Annotated in this window: 14 protein-coding genes and 1 riboswitch; of the genes, 9 read left to right on the top strand and 5 right to left on the bottom strand. The window is 64.2% G+C overall.

Features of this window, described 5'->3' with window-relative positions:
- Positions 1-65 precede the first annotated feature (65 nt).
- The 5 genes from AX702_RS04965 to AX702_RS04945 all read left to right on the top strand — a co-directional run bounded on the left by AX702_RS04965 (position 66) and on the right by AX702_RS04945 (position 3,867).
- Positions 66-1,415: a S41 family peptidase gene (locus tag AX702_RS04965; protein WP_066777108.1), complete on the top strand. Its 1,350-nt coding sequence runs from the start codon at positions 66-68 to the stop codon at positions 1,413-1,415.
- The gene (locus tag AX702_RS04960; protein ID WP_066776882.1) at positions 1,412-1,894 is read left to right on the top strand and encodes a disulfide bond formation protein B; all 483 of its coding nucleotides are present in this window, start codon (positions 1,412-1,414) and stop codon (positions 1,892-1,894) included. Before AX702_RS04965 ends, AX702_RS04960 begins: the two co-directional genes overlap by 4 nt.
- A complete protein-coding gene (locus AX702_RS04955) occupies positions 1,891-2,424 on the top strand; it encodes a demethoxyubiquinone hydroxylase family protein (RefSeq protein ID WP_066776880.1) in 534 nt (177 codons plus the stop codon). The genes AX702_RS04960 and AX702_RS04955 overlap by 4 nt, the downstream gene beginning before the upstream one ends.
- 13 nt (positions 2,425-2,437) lie before the next feature.
- Positions 2,438-2,956, top strand: a complete 519-nt coding sequence (locus AX702_RS04950) for a hypothetical protein (RefSeq protein ID WP_066777105.1) — start codon at positions 2,438-2,440, stop codon at positions 2,954-2,956.
- A gap of 123 nt (positions 2,957-3,079) precedes the next feature.
- Positions 3,080-3,157, top strand: a riboswitch (ZMP/ZTP riboswitch).
- A gap of 20 nt (positions 3,158-3,177) precedes the next feature.
- On the top strand, positions 3,178-3,867 hold the full coding sequence (locus AX702_RS04945) for a DJ-1/PfpI family protein (RefSeq protein WP_231731727.1): 690 nt from the start codon (positions 3,178-3,180) through the stop codon (positions 3,865-3,867).
- A 671-nt stretch (positions 3,868-4,538) separates the two neighbouring features.
- Here AX702_RS04945 and welK read toward each other — a convergent pair.
- On the bottom strand, positions 4,539-5,570 hold the full coding sequence (gene welK, locus AX702_RS04940) for a beta-1,4-glucuronosyltransferase WelK (RefSeq protein ID WP_443026284.1): 1,032 nt from the start codon (positions 5,568-5,570) through the stop codon (positions 4,539-4,541).
- A 323-nt stretch (positions 5,571-5,893) separates the two neighbouring features.
- Here welK and AX702_RS04935 point away from each other — a divergent pair, with 323 nt between their 5' ends.
- The 4 genes from AX702_RS04935 to AX702_RS04920 all read left to right on the top strand — a co-directional run bounded on the left by AX702_RS04935 (position 5,894) and on the right by AX702_RS04920 (position 11,495).
- Positions 5,894-7,588, top strand: a complete 1,695-nt coding sequence (locus AX702_RS04935) for a type I secretion system permease/ATPase (protein WP_066777099.1) — start codon at positions 5,894-5,896, stop codon at positions 7,586-7,588.
- A 186-nt stretch (positions 7,589-7,774) separates the two neighbouring features.
- Complete coding sequence (locus tag AX702_RS04930) at positions 7,775-8,302, top strand: hypothetical protein (RefSeq protein ID WP_066776874.1); 528 nt, start codon at positions 7,775-7,777, stop codon at positions 8,300-8,302.
- Between the two features lie 116 nt (positions 8,303-8,418).
- Complete coding sequence (locus tag AX702_RS04925) at positions 8,419-10,143, top strand: ATP-binding cassette domain-containing protein (protein WP_066776870.1); 1,725 nt, start codon at positions 8,419-8,421, stop codon at positions 10,141-10,143.
- A gap of 5 nt (positions 10,144-10,148) precedes the next feature.
- A complete protein-coding gene (locus tag AX702_RS04920) occupies positions 10,149-11,495 on the top strand; it encodes an HlyD family type I secretion periplasmic adaptor subunit (RefSeq protein ID WP_197420495.1) in 1,347 nt (448 codons plus the stop codon).
- Between the two features lie 18 nt (positions 11,496-11,513).
- Here the strand turns inward: AX702_RS04920 and AX702_RS04915 are convergent, their stop codons facing one another.
- The 4 genes from AX702_RS04915 to AX702_RS04900 form a co-directional block, all read right to left on the bottom strand.
- Positions 11,514-12,701 carry an aspartyl protease family protein gene (locus tag AX702_RS04915; protein WP_231731725.1) on the bottom strand — a complete coding sequence of 396 codons (1,188 nt, stop codon included), beginning with the start codon at positions 12,699-12,701 and terminating at the stop codon, positions 11,514-11,516.
- Between the two features lie 135 nt (positions 12,702-12,836).
- A complete protein-coding gene (locus AX702_RS04910; RefSeq protein ID WP_066776858.1) occupies positions 12,837-13,691 on the bottom strand; it encodes an AAA family ATPase in 855 nt (284 codons plus the stop codon).
- 83 nt (positions 13,692-13,774) lie between these two features.
- Positions 13,775-14,428 (bottom strand): DUF6975 family protein, encoded by a 654-nt coding sequence (locus AX702_RS04905; RefSeq protein ID WP_066776855.1) that lies wholly within the window; start codon positions 14,426-14,428, stop codon positions 13,775-13,777.
- Positions 14,429-14,489: 61 nt separating this feature from the next.
- The gene (locus AX702_RS04900) at positions 14,490-15,377 is read right to left on the bottom strand and encodes a PAS domain-containing protein (RefSeq protein WP_066776849.1); all 888 of its coding nucleotides are present in this window, start codon (positions 15,375-15,377) and stop codon (positions 14,490-14,492) included.
- Positions 15,378-15,609: the final 232 nt, after the last annotated feature.

Below are 15,609 nucleotides of genomic sequence, written 5' to 3'. Positions count from 1 at the left end.
CTTTGATCGGCTACGCGAAAGCCGCTAAAGGCGATCAATCCGGTTCGCCCGAGGACGTGACCCACATGAAGTTTCCGCTGCTATCCGCCACTGCTCTGGCCGCGACGCTCGCGCTGGCGCCGCTTACCACCGGCGCAATGGCCGCCGTGGACGCCAGCGCCTATCGCGAGATGGAACGCTTCATGGACGTGTATAATCGCGTCAAGGCGGACTATGTCGACCGGGTGACCGACGAGCAGCTGATCAAGGGCGCGATCGACGGCATGCTGGCGGCGCTCGATCCGCATTCCGGCTATGTCGACGCATCCGACTTCGAGAATCTGCGCATCCAGACGGAGGGCAATTACGGCGGGCTGGGCCTGACCGTCTCGCTGGAGGATGGCGCGGTTAAGGTGATCGCGCCGCAGGAGGATTCGCCGGCATGGCGGGCCGGGGTGAAGACCGGCGACTATATCACCCACATTAACGGCAAGCTGATCTACGGCGGCACGCTGGACGAGGCGGTGGCGCAGATGCGCGGCAAGCCGGGATCGAAGCTGAACATCACCCTCGTGCGGCCGGGCCGCGACAAGCCGATCGAGCTTTCGCTGGTACGCGAGCTGATCGTGCAGCGGCCGGTGAAATGGGAGGTGAAGGGTGACGTCGGCTACGTCAACATCAACACCTTCTCCGAAACAACCGGTGCCGACACACGCGCGGCGATGGTCGCGATTGAAAAGTCGCTGGGCCATCGGCCGCTCGGCTACGTGGTGGATCTGCGCTCCAACGGCGGCGGCCTGCTGACTCAGGCGATCGAAGTGGCGGACGTGTTCCTGGAAAGCGGCGAGGTCGTTTCGCAGCGCGGCCGCGAAAAGGGCGACGTCGAGCGTTATTACGCCAAGCCCGGCGACATGGCGCATGGTCTGCCGATCATCGTGCTGACCGACAGCGGCACCGCATCCGCTTCCGAAATCGTTGCCGGCGCGATCCAGGATCATCACCGCGGGCTCGTGATGGGCGAGCGCACCTTCGGCAAGGGATCGGTGCAGACGCTGCTCCAGCTCGGGCCGACCACCGCGCTGCGGCTGACCACCGCGCGTTACTACACGCCATCGGGCCGATCGGTGCAGGAAGGCGGTATCGAGCCCGATCTCGCCGTGCCGCAGATCAGCGATCCCGATTACAAGTCCCGCCCGGTGTTCCGCGAGGCGGACCTGCGGCGCCATCTGATCAACGAAGTGAAGGCCGACGACCGCATCCTTGAAGAGGATACCAAGGATGATCCGCGCTTCGCCGCCACGGCGGAGTCGCTGGAAAAGGACGGCATCGACGACTTCCAGCTCTGGTATGCGCTGAAGACGGTCGCCCGACTGGGTGGGCCGGCGCAGGTGGCGGCGGTGACGGCATCGATGAAGAAGGATCTTGCCGCCAAGTGAGCTCGACCCAATCACGCGCGCGGTTCATCGCGCTGCTGCTGCCATTGCTGCTACTCGCCGGAGCCTGGGGATCGCAACTGATCGGCGGCCTGGTGCCGTGCGAGATGTGCCATTGGCAACGCTGGCCGCATTATGCCGCGGTGCTGGCCGCTGGCTTCGCTTTCATCGTGCCGGGCCGGTCCAGCAAGGTGACGATGATCATCGTGGCGGCGGCGCTGATCGCCGTTTCTGGCCTGATCGGCGTGTTCCACGCCGGCGTCGAATATCATTGGTGGCAGGGCATCACCGCCTGCTCCACCATGGCGACCGGCGATGGCGTATCGACCGACGAGATGCTCCGGCGGTTGCTCGCGGCGCCCGTCATCCGGTGCGATGCGGCACAATGGACTTTGCTGGGCGTTTCTCTGGCCGGGTATAACGCGATCCTGTCGCTGGGCGGCGCGGCGGCGATCCTGTGGCTGATCGGAAGGGTGCGATGAACTGGAAACCGGGCGACCGCCGCCATGACACCAAGTCCATGATCCGCGTCGATCAGGCAGGCGAATATGGGGCCACGCGCATCTATGCCGGCCAGCTTGCCATCATGGGACACCGATCACCGCTGGCACGCGAGATCGCCGGCATGGCGCTGCAGGAAGAGCGGCATCGCCAATATTTCGATCGCCTGATGGCAGAACGCGGCGTGCGGCCCACCTTGCTCCAGCCCTTCTGGGACGTGGCCGGATTTGCGCTGGGCGCCGTTACCGCAGCGATCGGACCGGAGGCGGCGATGGCCTGCACCGCCGCTGTCGAAACGGAAATCGATAAGCACTACGCCGATCAGCTGGTGGAGCTTGGCACGGAAGAGCCTGAACTCAGTGCCGCAATCGCCGAGTTTCAGGCCGAGGAGCTGGAACATCGCGACACGGCGCTTGCCAGCGGCGCGGAGGATGCGCCGGCCTATCCGCTGCTGTCGGCGGCGATCCGGCTTGGCTGTCGGGTTGCGATCGCGACGGCCAAGCGGATCTGAGAGGATGAACGGCATGCGATTGATCGGATCATCGGTGCTCGCCATGCTGGCCATGGCGGCTCCTCTTTCGGCGCAGGAAGTGAGCCAGGCGGTGGTGTCCCCGTCCAAGGTCGTGATCCTGCCACCCCCGTCGAAGCCGGTGGCGCTGCCGGGTGCGCCGCGCTCCAGCCGTCAGACGATTTCGGCCGAAACCTCCCGCAACGCGCCAGTGAATGGCGTGGTGGTACTCTACGGCAATGAACGCTGCCCCACGAATAGCAACGGCGAAGAGATCGTCGTGTGCCAGCGGCGCAGTGCCCAGGAGCAGTTTCGTATCCCCAAGGAAGTGCGGACGCTGGAGATCACGCCCGAGAACGAAAGCTGGGCGGCGCGTGAGAAGGGCAACCAGGATGTCGGGAATGTCGGCATCGGCACCTGTACGACCGTTGGAGCCGGCGGCGGCACGGGATGCTTCGTGCAGAATGCCCGGCGGGCAAAGACCGAATCGCAGGCGCGCGACAAGGCGGCCACACCCGACCTCAGCCCCTATTGATCGGCGCCACGCAGGGGACGAGTTGGCAACGCCGTGCGTCGCGAACGGGGGTGCTGCGGAGTTGGCAGGCAGTTCCGCCCAACCGGGCTATTGATCAGAGCGGTCCCACAGGCCTATTCTGGCGGCGGGCTGTGTGACTGGCGCAAATGCGGAGCACCGCAGGGGAGCACGGCTTTGCTGCCGCGCGCCTGGGCATGTCACTTCCGGCAAGGAGAGGCCCGATGCGCATTGCATTCCTGCTGTTTCCCTCGATCACCCAGCTTGACCTGACCGGACCGGCTCAGGTGCTGGCCCGCCTAGGCGGTGACGCCAGGCTGGATCTTGTCTGGCGCACGATCGATCCGGTGATGACGGATGCTGGCTTCGCCATGGTGCCGACGGCAACATTCGATACGGTTCAATCAGCCGATATCCTCTGCGTTCCCGGCGGTATCGGGGTGAACGCTGTCATCGCGGATGACGACGCGATGAATTGGGTGAAGCAGATCGGCGCCGACGCCGAGTGGGTGACCAGCGTCTGTACAGGGTCGCTAATCCTTGGTGCAGCGGGATTGCTGCAGGGATATCGCGCCACATCGCATTGGGCGTGGCGGGACATGCTTCCCCTGTTCGGCGCTACCCCGGTGGCGGAGCGGGTCGTGATCGATCGCAACCGGGTAACCGGCGGCGGCGTGACCGCCGGAATAGACTTTGCGCTTTCGCTCACCGCGCTGATCCGAGGGGAGATGCATGCCCAGGCCGTGCAGCTGAGCCTAGAATATGACCCGGCGCCGCCGTTTGACGCAGGAACACCTGACCGGGCGGGGGAGGCGATTGTGGCAGGTTTTCAGGAGCGCATGGCGAAGCTGGCACCCGGGCGCGAAGAGGAGTTGCGGTCGCTGGCGGTGCGGCGCGGCTTTTCCGGCGCATAGTGTGGAGCGGCGTCTGCGGCGCGAGGGCGGCGGCGCGGCGGCGTAGTCTGGGGCGCTTCTCGCGCGGTGGACCGTCACCCGATTTACAGCTCTGGCGATTGTCGGGGGCAATTTAGGGGGAGAGCGTCTCTCTGAAGCCTTCTTGTGGAGCCTTTGTGAATGCTTTCACGTCACCACAGGTCGCCTGCCGCGTTGCTCAGCAAGGGCTCATGCTAAAGTCCATTATCCCAAAAACGCCAGTACTGAGGTCTGCGGCGCTTTGGGAGCCGGCACGTCCGGCATGAAGGAGTGGGCCGTGCGAAGGTTTCGCCCTCGTCCAGGAGAGCTCAGGAACGAAATCATCACCGAACCGTCACAAAGCTCCCTTGTGAAACTACGATGTTGCGCGACGGCGGGCATTCGCTCATCGGTGGAATTGATGGAACAGCAAGCAAGCACCGGCCTGATGAAGGACCTTGCGCGTCTGGCAGCGCCCGCTCGTCAGCGCCCATTGTCTGCTCTGGTCACCGTTCCGATGGTAACAATAGGCGCAGCTTGCATACTTCCGGTGGCGGTGGCCGCATTCGGCCTTACCCGCCTGGCGCAAGGGCGATTGGAGGGCTTGGGATCGGACTCCGTTGCAGCCGCGCGCTCGCTGTGGCGCGCGAAAAGCGCAGCCGTAGGCGCTCTGACTAGCTGCGCTGCACCTCGGAACTGAACACCGCGTCGGCAGAGCGCCGGGGTCGCGATGACCAGCGCGCGAGAAGGCCGCCCAGATATTCGCGAAGCGCAGCCGGCTCTGTCGTCGCCATCACCGGCGTGGTTGCACGAACCTTGGCGAGCGCCGTGGCGAAATCCTGATTCTGATCCACTACTGCGAGAAGCCCGCGTTCCGCAAAGGCGGAAGTGACCTCCATTTGGTGATCGTCATAATGTTCGCCAAGGTCGAACAGGCGAGGCACGGCAACGACCCGGCAACCGTTTTGCAGCGCCGTGATCAACGACCCTGTTCCGCCGTGGCAGACGACGATGTCAGCCCGGCGCAAAATGTCCTTCACCTCACCGAACGGAATGGAGGCGTGTACCTCCTCGACGCCGCGCGGCTCATAGGCTGACTCGCCGATCTGGAGGATGACCCGCTCCGGCAGGACGCCCTCGCGCTTGGCATCTTCCACCATGCGCACCAGCCGGTCGAAAGGAAGGGTCGCTCCGACGGTGGCGAAGACCAGAGGCTCTTTTACGGGCCGCTCGCCGTCCAGCACTTGAAGCGGGTCGAACGTCTTGGTCGCCTTCCATTGATCGGCAGCGGCGGCCGATTGCGACACGCGCACATGGGCCAGCGGACCGGCGATACGCGCAAAGGCGGAGGGCGCCCGGAAACGGGCAAAGCTGTCGACAAGGACGACCTTCGCGCCCGCCAGTCGCGCGAAAAGCAGAACAAAGAACATGGAGCCAGCGCCGGTCGTCAGAACCACATCCGGCCGCTGGCGTATGACGATCAGGAATGACTGAAGGAGATTTCGGATGGCGGCCAGCAGCATCCGAAAGGGGGCGCCAAGACGTGCCTGGCCGAGAGCATAATGGGAAACAAAGTGCGTCGGATGTTGATCGGCGATGGAGCGACCAAGCGCAAGATCTTCCGTGACAAAGAAGAAGTCGTGCGAGCGCCAGACATCCTCGAGATCCAGTAGCTGCCGAACATGACCGCCGCCTGACGCGCACAAGGCAAGTCGCAAATCCCTGCGATCGCCGTCGCCATCACGGCGATGCAGGGTGGAGGCCCAGGGTGCAATATCACCAATAGATGTGCGCAGACGAAGCACGGTGACTTTACTCCCCCGAAGTATCGCGCGAACCTGCTTCGTTCGTCGGCGATCATTGCCGTAACGGCATAGCGCCTTCGGTTGCCTGGATGTGAATAGAAGTGTCCGAAATGGCGGCACTGCTGGCAGCGTATCTTGCCCGGAGATCCGTTCCGGGCGTTTATCACTGGTACAAGCGCAACCAGTGTGCACGTAAACTTTGCTGCGGATTTCGGCGAAACATGATGAAGAGCAACTTCGCCGGCGGTTCCGACCATCGACTCGCGCCAATCATGCCGCTGCTACGCCGAACCTTTCTGGGCATAGGGATCGTCAGCGCATTTCTGAACGTGTTGCTGCTTGCCGGTTCGCTTTACATGATGCTGGTCTACGACTTCGTTATCCCCGGCAGAAGCATACCGACGCTGATCGGGCTGCTGCTGATGGTCATTGCGGCTTACGTGTTCCAGGGCCTGCTCGATGCCGTGCGCGGGCAATTGCTGATCCATCTGGCGAGCAGCGTGGACCTGCAGCTGGAAGCAAAGGCGCACGACCTGGTGGTCACGCTGGCCCGGCTTTATCCGGCGCAGGATCCGGGACAACCGATCCGGGACATCGATCAGGTGCGCGGCTTTTTGGGCGGGCCGGGACCCGTCGCACTGGTCGACCTGCCATGGGTGCTGTTCTTCGTTGGCGTGCTGTTCCTGCTGCATCCATGGCTAGGGGCAACGGTGCTGCTGGGGGCGGGGGTGCTGATCGCGCTGACGCTGCTGTCTGAACGCGCCACCCAGGCAACCATGGCGGAGCTTGTCCGGCTGAACCGGAATCGCCAGCAAGCCATTGATACCAGCCGCCGTCACGCCGAGGCGATCCACGCCATGGGGATGCAGGGGCAATTGCAAGGCATCTGGCGCGAGGCCAACGGAGCCTATCGCGACGCGCAGGTGACGATGAGCGGCAAGGCCAGCGCTTTGGTCACCGCCAGCCGGATGTTCCGCCTCTTCCTGCAATCAGGCGTGCTGACCGTCGGCGCGTTGCTGGTGCTGAGTGGAGAGGCGAGTGGCGGCGTCATTTTCGCCAGCTCGATCCTGTCCTCGCGCGCGCTGGCGCCGATCGAGGCGACCATCGCGAACTGGCGCGGCTTTGTCGCTGCCCGCCAGAGCTGGCGGCGACTGGGCGACATCATGGCGTTCGATGGAGAACGGCAGCCTGTCCAGATGCTGCCCCCGCCATCGCAATCGCTTTCCGCCGAAGCCCTGACCCTAGCCCCGCCCGGCAGCGACAAGCCGCTGGTGTGGAGCATAAGCTTCCTCGCCTATGCCGGTGAAGCAGTAGCAATCCTGGGGCCGAGCGGCTCGGGCAAGTCGACGCTATTGCGCGGGCTGGCGGGAAGCCTTCCGCCGCTCAGCGGCGCGGTGCGGCTGGACGGGGCGATGATGTCTCAATGGTCGCGCCAAGTGCTTGGCCGCGGTATCGGCTATCTTCCCCAGAGCGTGGAGCTCCTTCCCGGGACCATCGCCCAGAACATCGCCCGCTTCGATCCGTCCAGCACCCCGGAGCGGATCATCGCTGCCGCCGAGCAGGCTGGCGTTGGAGACATGATCCAGGCGCTACCCGACGGTTACAATACCGAGGTCGGGATCGACGGCAGGAGACTGTCAGGAGGGCAGCGGCAGCGAATTGCGCTCGCCCGCGCGCTTTATGGCGACCCGTTCCTGATCCTCCTCGACGAGCCCAATGCGAACCTGGATTCTGTCGGTGAGGCAGCGCTGATCCAAGCGATCCGCTCCGTCAAAGCGCGAGGGGCCATCGTGGTGCTGGTGGCACACCGACCCTCCGTTCTGGTGGCGGTGGACAATGTTCTGATGCTGCGGGATGGACGAGCCCTATCCTACGGTCCGCAGCCGGCCAGTATTCTCCAAGGAACACAAGCAGAATAGGGAAACATACATCAACGGCTGTCCCCGAAAACATCAGGAAGCGTAATTGACGAAGTGTTGCGTCCATTATCGATACGTCCCTCTCTGGTCGGCATTTATTTCAACGGCATAGTGTTGTTGAAGACTCGGTAGGTGCCGCGTCCTCGAGCGGGAAGGCCGTTCACGTTAATGGTTCAGGAGGGTAACATGGTGGATTATGTCGCTGGGAACGATGCTACAGACGATGATCTGCGGGCATCCGTTTCCGGATCAATGGTCACCTGTGGGGACGGCAATGACGTTCTTCGTGGTGGTAAAACCGCTGACATTCTGATCGGCGGCGCGGGCGAAGACAAGCTTTGGGGCGGCGCTGGTGGCGATCAGTTCCGGTTCTTTGGCGACCAGATCGGCAGTCTGACAGATCCGACGGACGTAGACGCAATCTACGATTTGAACTTCGCTGATGGCGATACTTTGGTCTTCGGCAAGTACAATGGCCTGTTCAACACGGACGCGGCTGGCCTGAACGGCTTTGCCGCTGGTGACTCGGCGATCATCTCCAGCTTTGCCGGGCTTGCCGCCGCCTGTGAGGCCTCGGGAGGGCGCATCACCTTCACCGGCAGCGCCGGGGCGGATCTCCTGATGATCAGCTTCGACAATGGCGCTGGGTGTACGCAGACCCTCCGCATCAGCCAGGGTTACAACGCCTTCGTGAGCGAGCTCTCGCCCGTTTGAATCACAATCAGGTCCCCCGGCGGGAGGGGCGCTGCATTCGTGTGGCGTCCCTCTTCGCATTGTCACAGCCCGCGACCAAGCCTGATCTTGAGGCGCGGGATAGCGAAGGATCATGCATGCCGCGGCTGCTGAAGCCCGTCCTGACCGGAAGCGCCCGGAGCAGCCAGACCGTTCGCGCCTCAGGCCGAACCGCCGCCATGTCGGTGGCCCTGCTTACCCTGGCGATGTGGGTGATCCTGGCAGGCTATTGTCTGTACGTGATGCTGCTGCTGGACGTCGCGCTTCCTGGAAGGAGCGGAGAGACGCTGGCGGGGCTGGCGGCCATGGCAGGCGTGCTCGTGATTGGTCACGCGTATGTCTTGCAGACAAGACGACAGGCGCTCGCGGCCTTGGCCGCGGCCTGTGACGCGGCCGGAGAACGACTGAACCACATCGAGCAGGATGCTTTGCGCGAGGCTCTCCTCCGCGGCGGCGCGGCGGCTTTCGTCGATGCTGCGGCAATCCCGCTCGTGATCGGCGGCCTGGCCCTGATCGGCGGCTGGATAGCGGCAATCCCGCTGGTCGGAGCTGTTCTCGGCCTAGTCATCCTGTCGATCGAGGCGAATGCCGTCAGACGCTTCGGCCGGCTCGATGTGGCTCGCCGTACGCGCGATGGTGCGGCGTTGATCGTGTCGACCAATCGCCAATATCTCGGGCAGCTCGGATTGTACGAGCGGGCGATGGCGGTCGCGAGCTCCCACCGACGCACGGTCGCGCTGTCGGATGCCGAGGCTGCTGCGGCGGAGGGGCGGGCGCTTGGCGCCATCAGTCTTCTGGCCGGCTTCTCCCTCGCCGGTTCGGCGGCGGCGGCAACGTCAATCGTTGCCAGCGACGCCGCGAGCATCGGCGCGCTTGCCGTCACATTGCTGATGACGTGTCTTGTCTTTCAGCCCCTGCGTCGCCTCGCGGCTCATCTTCCGACGTTGATGTTCGCAGCGCCGGAGTGGAAGGTTTTGCTCGCGGCGGAGGCGCAACCCAATGCCGCCACCGCCATGGTCGCGTTGCCCCGACCGGCGCGAGAGCTTGACGTGAGCGGCCTCACTGTGCCGGTAGCCGGAACGCGGCGACTGACGCTTCAGGACGTGACGTTCAATGCTACGGCCGGCGATGTGGTGGCGGTGATCGGGCCGGCGGCAGGCGGGAAGTCGACGCTGTTGGAAGCGCTAATCGGTCAGATCCCCAATGCGTCCGGCTATGTGCGGCTGGACGGTGCGGCGTTGAACCAGTGGGACCGCGCTGCGCTGCGCCAGCATGTTGGCTATCTCCCGCAGCTTCCCGGATTGCTGCGGGGCACCGTCGCGCAGAACATCTCGGGTTTCGGGTCCGAACTTGGCGAGGCCATCATCCGCGCGGCGCAGGTGGCCGGCGTGCACGACGATATCGTCCGCTTGCCCGATGGTTATGACACGATGATCGCTGAGCCGGGGGCGCTGCCGCTGGCGCTGTCGCTGCAGCAACGGATCGCTTGGGCGCGCGCGCTGTTTGGCGAGCCCTTTCTCGTGTTGCTGGATAATCCAGCCTCTTTTCAGGACAATGACGGCCATCTCGCACTGCGCCGCTGCCTCGCCCGCCTTCGGGCGCGAGGCGCCGTGACGATCGTTACGGGAGATGCGGCGTCGATCATCGATAGTGCCAGCCACGTTCTTGTTTTGCGGCATGGCGGCGTGCTCGAATTTGGCACGACGGAAGAGGTGCGCGGAAAGATGGTCGAGCGACAGCGGCGCGAGGCGGAACGCCTGGCGAGCGTGTCAGTCTTTGCCGAGCCCCGGGAAACGCTGGCCGATGCGCCGCTGGTGGAGTGATGGCCATGTCAGGAGAAATCGCCCTGGATCTATCCGGATCGTCGCTGTTCGAACCGACTGCTTCGCATGATCCGCAACGGGCGCTTGATCGCAGCCTGCGCCAGGCGGTGATCCTGATTTTGGTGCTGGTTCTGATTATCGCAATGATGACGTCGGTGATCAGGGTGACCGGGGCCGTGATCGGCAACGGCCGGCTATCAGTTGAATCCAGCGTCAAGCGGGTGGCGCATCCGAGCGGCGGCGTGATCGCGCAATTGTACGTCCGAGAGGGGGACCGGGTCCGCAAGGGCCAGCCGGTCATGCGCTTTGACAATCGCGTGAGCGGCGACAGTGCGGCGACTCTAGGCCAGTCGCTGGAGCAATTACTGGCGGCGCAGGCGCGCTTGACCGCGGAGCGCGACGGAGCCGCGGCGATCCATTATCCGCAGGCGCTTGTCGCCAGCGGCGAGGGCTCAGCCCGGATGGCCATGGCGGAGGCCGATCGTCTGTTCGCCGCGCGTAGATCGCTTCGCGCGACGGAGCAGGACGCCATTCGCGAGAGGATCTATCAGGCGCAGCAGGATGTCGCGGCGACCGGCGCACAGCTGCAGGGCGCGGAGAACCAGCGCACCTTTCTCACTCCGGAACTGGAGGCGCTACGCGGCCTATACGCCCGCCAGCTCGTCACGGTGGCACGGGTCAACCAGCTCGAACGGACGGCGGCCGAGCTGAACGGGAGCATTGCGGCGCTGCGCGCGCGGATCGCGGAAAAGCGAGCCCGTATCGCGGAACTGCGCCAGTCGGCCATCGAGGCGGAACGCAACGCCCGCGTGCAGGCTGGGCAGGAGCTGGCTGGCGTCGTGGCGCAGCTTGGCGATCAACGCGTGCGATCCATTGCCGCGAGCGATGCGTCCGAACGCTCGCTGCTGCGCGCGCCCTATGATGGCGTGGTCGACAATCTGGGTTATCAAACGATCGGCGGCGTAGTGCCTCCGGCCGAAACAATCATGGAGATCGTACCTGATTTCGAGCCGTTGATCGTGAATGTCGCGGTGGATCCCACCGACATCGACCAGCTTCACGTCGGGCAGGAGGCAAGGATGCGCTTTTCCGCATTCAGCGCCCAGACCACGCCGGAGCTGAAGGGGCATGTTTTCTACATCGGCGCGGATCGAAAGAGCGACGAGAGGACCGGTGCGCCCTTTTATCAGATACGTCTGCGCGTGCCGGAAGCCGAGGTGCGCAAGCTGGGCGGGTTGACCCTGAAGGCCGGCATGCCGGTGGAAACCTATATGCAGACCCAGCGGCGCACGCTGATGAGCTATCTGGTGAAGCCGCTGATCGATCAGTTCAACCGGGCGTTTCGCCAGTGAGGGCGAGCGGCGGCCAGGTCAGTAAAAATGCTGCAGCGTCAGTTGCCGCTCCGGGCCATCGCACAAGCGCAGCCGGACCATGCGGCCCGGTGTGCCCGCGGACCAGGTGGCAAGGGGGTTGGTCGCGTAATCACGCGGGATCGGCTGACCGTCGATCGCGCAGATCGTCTCCCCCGCCGACCAGCCATCCCGCTCCGCAGGGCCGCCGCGCATGACGTGGAGGACGCGCAGACGATCACGATCGGATCCGACCAGCAAGCCGCTGGTGGAGCGCAGGGGCGGCCGATCAGCGGTGGCTCCCGGCGCCAGGATCATGCGACGCGCGGCCGGATCAAGAAGCACGCGATAGTTCTGGAGGAAGCCCGATCCGATCCTTCCGGCTGACTGGATCGTTTCGGAAAAGCCCCCGGCGCGCTCTACCCGCACCTCCACGTTGCGCGCCGTTAGCTCACCGAGACGGAGCGTTGGCACGATCCCAATGGTGCTGGTGACCGTTCCTCCCAGGCCGAAGGAAATGGTGGTGGTGGTGCGCACCCCGGCGATCTTCGCCGCTGTCCATCCCGCATCGGTGACGGTGACGGATGATCCGTCGCCTGTATCCACAATCATCGGCTGAAGATGAGCGGCGCCAAGGCTGAGCGCGCTGACATAGACCAGGCGATCGCGGGAGATCGTCAAAGGTGCCGTGAACCCGCGGAATGGCATCCGCCCACTGGGCAACAGGCGGAAGCGGCGGCCGGCATAGTCGAGATCGAGTGCGAATTTCTCGATGAGATCACGGCCGACGAGAAGGTCGACCGGCTCCGCGCTACCGGTCGCCAGCGCGGGGAGCGTGGCCACGGCCAGGCCACCGCCCTGTCGCGTCAGGCTACCGAAGCTTACCTTCCGCGTGGCCGTCCAGCCGATCGACACGATGCCGCCGATCGCGGTGGCGCTGCCACCGGAGGTAACCTTCAGGGCCGCTTGTTCCGCAAAGCGGCGCGACAGCACCGAATAGCTGACGCCGGTGTCAAGGATGGCGGTGGCGGCGCGCCCGTCGATCTCGACGGAAAAGCGCAGCTGGTTGCCAGGGGTAAGATCGAAGGGAACCCAGCGGCTTTCGGCATCCGGCGCCAGCGCCGAGCTCCCCCGCGGCTGCGCGGCGGGCGAGATGGGGGGCAGGGGCGCTGCGGCGGTGGCAGCGGCAAGGAGCAAGGCCAGAAACACAGGCTTGTGTAGCGGCGCGAGTGGCGACCACCATAGGAAAGTTCGAGGCGGGCAGGAATGGCGCCCGCCACCCACTGCCTATGTGATCGCCGATGATCGCAGCGGCAGAGCCCTAGCGATCATCGGCGCAGCGGCTCAGCCCTTGTTCGCCTGTCGCTTGGCCATGAATGCGAGCCGTTCGAACAGCATCACGTCCTGCTCATTCTTCAGCAGCGCGCCATGCAGCGGCGGAATTGCCTTCGTCGGATCGCGATTCTGCAGCACCTCAAGCGGCATATCCTCGTGCAGGAGCAGCTTCAGCCAGTCGAGCAGCTCACTGGTCGACGGCTTCTTCTTCAGCCCCGGCACGTCCCGAACCTCGTAGAAGATATCCATCGCCTTGCTTACGAGCATGCGCTGGATCCCGGGGAAGTGGACATCGACGATGGCCTGCATCGTCTCGCGATCCGGGAACTTAATATAGTGGAAGAAGCAACGGCGCAGGAAAGCGTCGGGAAGCTCCTTTTCATTGTTCGAGGTGATGACAACGATCGGCCGCTCGGCGGCTCGCACGGTCTCCTTCGTCTCGTAGACGTGGAATTCCATGCGATCGAGTTCTTGCAACAGGTCGTTTGGGAATTCGATATCGGCCTTGTCGATTTCGTCGATCAGCAGGACGGGAAGCTGCGGCGCGGTGAACGCTTCCCACAACTTGCCCTTCCGAATGTAGTTGGAGATGTCGTGAACGCGCTCGTCGCCGAGCTGACCGTCACGCAGACGGGCGACAGCATCATATTCGTAGAGGCCCTGCTGTGCCTTGGTGGTGGACTTCACGTTCCACTCGATCAGCGGCGCGCCGGTCGCCTTGGCGATTTCGTAAGCGAGTACGGTCTTGCCCGTGCCCGGCTCGCCCTTCACCAGCAGCGGCCGCCGCAGCATGACGGCGGCATTTACCGCGACCTTCAGATCGTCAGTCGCGACATAGCTCTGCGTGCCTTCGAAACGCTTCATGCCCTCATCCCGTCTCGTTCGAATATCCGGTTTGGGATGCGGGAAAATATCGGCAGGTGCAAGCAGCTTGCCGTCGAACGCTATCAAAGCGCGTTGCGTGCCTCCGCACGGGACGCAAGCAATTGCCAGAGCCCATGATGCTGCAGCGCGAGTTGCTCGGCGCCAAAGGCGAGCGCACGACCGTGCGCAGGATTGGTGGCGATGCTCTGTGCAGCGACGACAAGCGCGTCGCGGGTGGGCAGGTTGTGCGGCAACAGAGCGACGCCGGTCCGCCGGGCCGCGGCCGTCAGTATCTGCCGGATTGCATGCCATTCCAGAAGCAGCGCCAATGCGGCTCCGATTGCGCAGCCCGCACGGCTCGATTGCGCCAATATGCCCAGGGCGTGACGCTGTGCGCTGATCGCCGCTTCCGATTGCGCATGACGCGGCGTGGACGGGATCGGCCCCACGGCGGCCGTAAGGGTGATCAGAAGGTTGCGTTCCTGGTCAAAAACGGCCGCAGCCTCCGCCAGCCAGGGGATAGCCGATGCTGCGCTGTCCGCCCGCGACGCCAGCTCGACAATCCCGGGCGCCGATCCGTGAAGCTGGCACAAGGCATGGACGGCATCCGCAAGATCCCGCGTCGCGACGTTAGAGGTGCAGATCGCAACAGCATGATTGCAGGACAGCGTTCCTTCTCGATCCACGATTTGATCGAGCGACCAGCGATTGCCTTCAACTCCCGCATTCGACGCCACGCTTCATTGCCCTCCCGGTGAAGTCCGGACGGGTGGGTGTCACAACAAGGTTAACAGCTCATTAAGCTTCCGAGGCGTTCATCACGACCGTCACCCCCACGACATGGCCGGCACTGAGCAGCGGTGCCAGGCCGATCATGACGCGGCGCAAGGCGGCACCGCCGACAAGGACGGAGCCCTCCAGCGATTGCGGTGATCGCTGATCGATAGCCGCCTCAAACGCATCGCCCAGCCGGCTGCGATCTCCCACGGTGACGAGCGAGACGAGGCGGGCTGCCGTCAGCGCCTCCACGGTTGCGCCGGTGAGGGACGCCAGCTTTGGTGAGGCATAATCGATCCGGCCACGCAGGTTGACGATCGCCGCCGCACCCCCGGCAGCCTCGCTGGCCCGGAAGAGGGACTCGTGCCGGTCGCGCCAATGCTGGCGTTCCTCCAGCGCCGTCGCGTCCTGAACCTGCAGAACGCTGCCGCCGGGGCCGCTGTTGATGGTGAAGGCCAACAGGCGATCGGGAAATCGGGCGGAGCGACATTCGACCGTTTCGGACAGGCCAGACTCGGAAACACGCATCACGGCCGTATGCAGTGCCTCGTCGGAAGGCGCGCACAGGCCGGTCAACGGTGCGCCATTCTCCACCAAGTCACCGAAATACCCGCGGGCACCGCGACTGGCGCCGACCACATTGTGCTCCGGCCCAAGCAGGACAATCATCTCGGCAACGGCTTCCAGCAACGTCTTGAGGTGACTGCCGTTGACAGGCTTGCTGGTATGAGGCGCACATAGCGCATCCATGACATCCAGCGAGGTCAGGACCAGTCGCGGCCGTCCACGGTGAAGGATGTATACAGGCGCGCGCGTCGCCCGATCCTGCCAGATCCCGAAGTGGCGGACGAGATCCGACGCCGTCACCTGCTGTTCGATCCCGGCGGTTTGAGAAGCGTGTTTGGCCATGGTTGCAGACTGTGGGACCGAATCGTGCCGGACAAGTAGATCATGCCGAATTGGCATGAGCAGGGGACGTGAATTCGAGATCGCTGCCAAAACGGTGCAGATATCTCGTCAGCGCCGAGATACTTCGCGAGCTAAGTTTTACGTATTTGCTGATATTGGCCGGCACCGCCGCGCCGTCAAATTGTAAGGTTTTGCGACGAATAATTCTGCATGGGAGAGCGGTTTACCCGTT

This window comes from Sphingomonas sp. CCH5-D11, assembly GCF_001557395.1.
Taxonomy (GTDB): Bacteria; Pseudomonadota; Alphaproteobacteria; order Sphingomonadales; family Sphingomonadaceae; genus Sphingomonas.
Note: the sequence above shows the minus strand (reverse complement) of the source record. Positions and strands in the feature narration are given on the sequence as shown.